This is a genomic window from Microvirga tunisiensis, assembly GCF_009296175.1.
In the GTDB taxonomy this organism is placed as follows: domain Bacteria; phylum Pseudomonadota; class Alphaproteobacteria; order Rhizobiales; family Beijerinckiaceae; genus Microvirga; species Microvirga tunisiensis.
This window is the reverse complement of the sequence record NZ_VOSK01000711.1, coordinates 1-1,606: the sequence shown is the minus strand read 5'-3', so window position 1 is coordinate 1,606 and position 1,606 is coordinate 1. Positions and strand designations below refer to the sequence as shown.

At 61.0% G+C, this 1,606-nt stretch carries 1 protein-coding gene; it reads left to right on the top strand.

Annotated elements, in window-relative coordinates; all coding sequences use genetic code 11:
- Positions 1 to 176, top strand: a 176-nt coding sequence (locus FS320_RS43065) for a transposase (protein WP_192926244.1), incomplete at its 5' end; no start/stop codon positions are given.
- Positions 177 to 1,606 lie beyond the last annotated feature (1,430 nt).

Genomic DNA, 1,606 nt, shown 5'->3' with positions numbered 1-1,606 from the left:
ATCTCGCCCGGGCGGAGTTCGCAACGCTGCGGTTGCGCCTGCTCAAGATCGCCGTGCGGGTGCAGGAAACCACCAGCCGCATCCGACTGGCCTTTGCCTCGTGCTGTCCGGAAGCGGATCTCGTCCGGCGTCTTGCGAGCGCTCTGGCACCCCAGCCCCGGGCGGCCTCGCCCTGAGCGCCGGGGCTGCCATCGCCCCGGTCATCCCATCCCGTCCCTGCCAACGCGTTCCCCACGTTCCAGACCTTGCCGCGGTGAAAGAAACGCAGCGGATCGGCACGCCCGCGCTACCAAATAGGCCCCGAAACAAACTCTGGTGAATAGGAACGGTTAGCAGCTTGTGCGGCATTTCAAGGTGACGTGCTGATCGTGGAGTCGGAACACGACGACATCATCCCGCACCCAGTGATCGAGAACTATCTCACCGCGCTCAAGGGTGCCCACTCGCTGACTTACCGTCTCATCAAAGGGGCGGATCATCCGCTATCAGAAGAGGCGTGGCAGCAGTCCTATTCCTCCCTGCTGCTCAACTGGGCTCCCGAGATGGTGCTGGGAGCCCGAGAAGAGGGGGCAGCCCCGGAAGTGCACACCCTGATACATCCGGCACCACGTAAGGGGGCCCCCGACGGCTGCATGATGGCGCGGCCGCGTAGCCCGCAGGTCCGAATCTACCATTCTCACACGGGCAGCAAAGCGGCCAGACCTGCCTCAGATCCGATGATCTGGCGTTACCGACGGGAGGTCCGATCTCGACTCGATAGTCCTTTCGCTCGCCGGTGTCGGGAGTGGTGGGAACCCTGATTGCCCCGCCGACAAACGTTTCTCTAAGGCAGCGACTTGCCGTGCCAAATTGTCGATGGCTGCTTTGAGGGCGAGGACATCAGCCGCATCGGGAATAGTGGAGACCTTAGCTGCCGTCGTTGATACGGCCGGATCCTCATGGTTCCTGCGAGCCTCGAGCTCCGCTTCAAGAGATGGGGCCCGCCTCATCTTGCGCGATGCCAGGAAACGCCGGAGCGCCTGACCGATCAACCACAAGACACATAAGGCGAGGAAGAGCGCGAGCAACGCAGAAGGCAGGCTATCGAACATATTTGGCTTCATCCCTGAAAGAACGGATCGAGGCAGGAGGCAATGCCACAGCAAGGTTCATCGTTCCGGAGGTCAACTGTCGCGTCTAGCTCATGACGTTACCTCTGAACGTCACTTGCTGCCCTGACAGTTGATCAACGCTCCGCCTCCGAGACTTGCCACAACGGGGTTTCCGCCGAGGCCAGCAGCCGACATCCAGATTGCCTATTCCGCGGTTAGAAGACCTCCCATTGAAGCGTGGAACCTTCCCAAGATCGGCTCCTTTGCCATGCATCGCTCTTCGCTATGTCGATGCTCATGAGGCCCCTTGGCCCGCCACGCGTCACCTGTGCATCGACATCCAGCGCCTCTCGAACCCACGCTGGCAAATATTGAATGACTGGTCTAGTTCCTCTGCACAGAGATTATGACTCTTTGGCGCGTGGGTCTCTCGGGACGGTGTTGGGATAGGCACGGCCCATCTTGGCGCGGGCTTGTTCGGTGGTGAACATCCACTTGATCTCGGCACCGGAGGC